The organism is Nitrosomonas communis, from assembly GCF_900114745.1.
Taxonomy (GTDB): Bacteria; Pseudomonadota; Gammaproteobacteria; order Burkholderiales; family Nitrosomonadaceae; genus Nitrosomonas; species Nitrosomonas communis_A.
This window is the reverse complement of the sequence record NZ_FOUB01000157.1, coordinates 1-2439: the sequence shown is the minus strand read 5'-3', so window position 1 is coordinate 2439 and position 2439 is coordinate 1. Positions and strand designations below refer to the sequence as shown.

The 2439-nt window shown below is 41.2% G+C and carries 1 protein-coding gene and 1 pseudogene; both read right to left on the bottom strand.

Features of this window, described 5'->3' with window-relative positions; genetic code table 11:
* A pseudogene (locus tag BM122_RS25695) lies at positions 1-195 on the bottom strand (transposase); the annotation flags it as partial.
* A 667-nt stretch (positions 196-862) separates the two neighbouring features.
* Positions 863-1225 carry a hypothetical protein gene (locus tag BM122_RS20985; RefSeq protein WP_074907593.1) on the bottom strand — a complete coding sequence of 121 codons (363 nt, stop codon included), beginning with the start codon at positions 1223-1225 and terminating at the stop codon, positions 863-865.
* Positions 1226-2439 lie beyond the last annotated feature (1214 nt).

Below are 2439 nucleotides of genomic sequence, written 5' to 3'. Positions count from 1 at the left end.
AGGTTGACATGCCTGCCCGGATGCCCTGATCAGTCTCTGATTGTCGCACCCATTTACGCAACGTCTCAGCAGTACAACCTATCTTGGATGCTATCCCAGTGCCGCCCATTGCGACTCATACTCCCCTTGGTGTTCATACAGCAATCGGACAGCTCGTTCACGAACCTCCGGTGAATATCTTATTTGTTTTTTCATTACTCTATCCTCTCAAGAAATAGAGTCTCCTGTAAACCCGGGGCGATTCAATTTGCCCAAGTGGCATCCGGCATGAAGAAGGCGTGAACTTAGCACAGGCTTTTGTGTGGAACGTGGGAACCTCTCGTCTCGATGTAAAGGGAACCCGCTCAAGCAGAGAACCTGCGAGGGCCTGAGTACCGATGCGAGGCACAGGGGCGGGTCATGTGTAGTAGCGTCGAAGGCCTTGTAATGATGCTAGAGCGAAGGCGTGACATTGTTCAGTTTTATTGATTGGTCAACCAGAATTGGGATGAAACATTGAATAAGACGAAGTCGTTTGGGCGAACCGACGGCTGAACAATAGTAGCCGGATGAAGCGAGAGTTTCACGTCCGGATCTGTGAGCACCTGGGGTGCGATTCCCCTGGGTGGCTCGACTGACAAGTGTTACTAAATATTTATTTCTTTGAATTATTTTTATTTAGATGATCCCAAATTAATATCTTCCTAAATTTTAGAGGTGCGGCGGTACATATCTGCTGGCGTCCTTCCATTCCGTTATGTGCAGTTGTGTACCTGTTCTTTGTTTTTTAATTTGGTTGCCATGCGGTGCATGGCTTCTTTGAATTTGCTCCTATAAACTTAATGCCCCATATCACTGTGTTCTATTATCATTAAGGCAATTGTCAACTCAATACCACAACATCATCAAAGCTAATTTGACCTTGATGAACTCCCACCAAAGTTATAGACGCGGAATCTCCAAAGTTAACAATAAAATCATCACCCTCAAAACGCATATCAGTCACAAAGCTTATCAATTGCTCCCTCGAAACTAATCCATAACCTGTATCAAATACTAATTGATCTCCTTGGTCATTGTGAAAATCCTCAATTGTAAAATGGCCAGCACGCTTAATAATAAAATCATCAGCCAATAAGCTTCCATAATTGAACTGACCTTCTTGTTCAACAATTGGGTCTCCTTTGATTTTGGCAGCAATTTGCCCTTTTTCAATAGTGTAATAGAATGCGTCAGATATTCCCATAATAAATGAATCTCCTTTTATTGTTATTAATTTTAGGGGCTGTGGTAGATTGCTTGGATGCTAATCTAAGCTAATCTACTACAGCCTCTAATTTTTTAAATGGATCTGGTGTCGATCTTATTCCATTTCTAAATCAAAACTGACTTTGTCGGCTTCACCTTGGCGTATTATTTATACTGTCTGCGGCTCGCCTTCGCGTCATTTTTGATTTAGAAATGGAATTACAAACCGACCGGCTTGGCAGACTTGCAATGACGTAATGCCTATCTTGGCATCTGATTTAGGCTGACGGTGATATTGCCGTGATTGTTATTGATTGGCTCAAGTGTAATTTCTCTGCGTCTCTGGTAGAGATAAATTTTTACTATTTATCTGCCATCCCGTAAATTTACTACAATGTCAACACTTGGCTCTTCTACATGATCTGGTTCGATCACAATGAGTTTGCCGCGTTTAATGCAAGGGTACATCGAATCTTCCTTAATTTTGAGCGCGGAGTATCTTGGGTTATCAACCGGGTGTATGACGCAGACGGTGGCGAAACCGTTCGGGTATTGTTGAACACTTCGATACCTACCATCTCCGCCTTGCATCCCCCTAGAAATAGGTATTGGCTTTGTATAGAGAAATTCCACGTTGAAAAGATTCTACCTTGAATTGTTCAAGCCATCCAAGAAAAGGTGTTTCTATATTTTTCAACCATATCTTCGCCTATAATCTTCCCTCCCTTTTTCTCTGGCTCAAAAAGCAGTCTAATTAAATAGTTGTAATTCCATTTTCAAATCAAAAATAACGCGAAGGTGAGCCGCAGACAGTATAAACAATACGGTAAGGTGAAGTCGACAAAGTTAGTTTTGATTTAGAACTAGAATAATTTATTCCAGTTCTTCTTGAAAGCTCTGCCTTGCTTCCTATGCATTGATCATTGAGCAACTTAAACTTAATCAAACATTTTCTCCTGTATTCGAGAATCTATCTTCTTTATTCATTTTAAAAGAATGCTATGCGTTTAGCTTGTGGTAAATTTGCCTAGGGGTATTTATCGAAATATCATCCATAAGTAATATATTTTTCCACTACTGTCCGGTTAAGCAAAACCAAGATCAAGCTGCTGAGTTAAAGAAGGATTTTTAGGATTGGGTGGTGGTTCGGCCAAGGATTCCAGTTGTTTTCTAGCGAAGATATTGACACAGATCAGTCTTGCCCATTGCTGC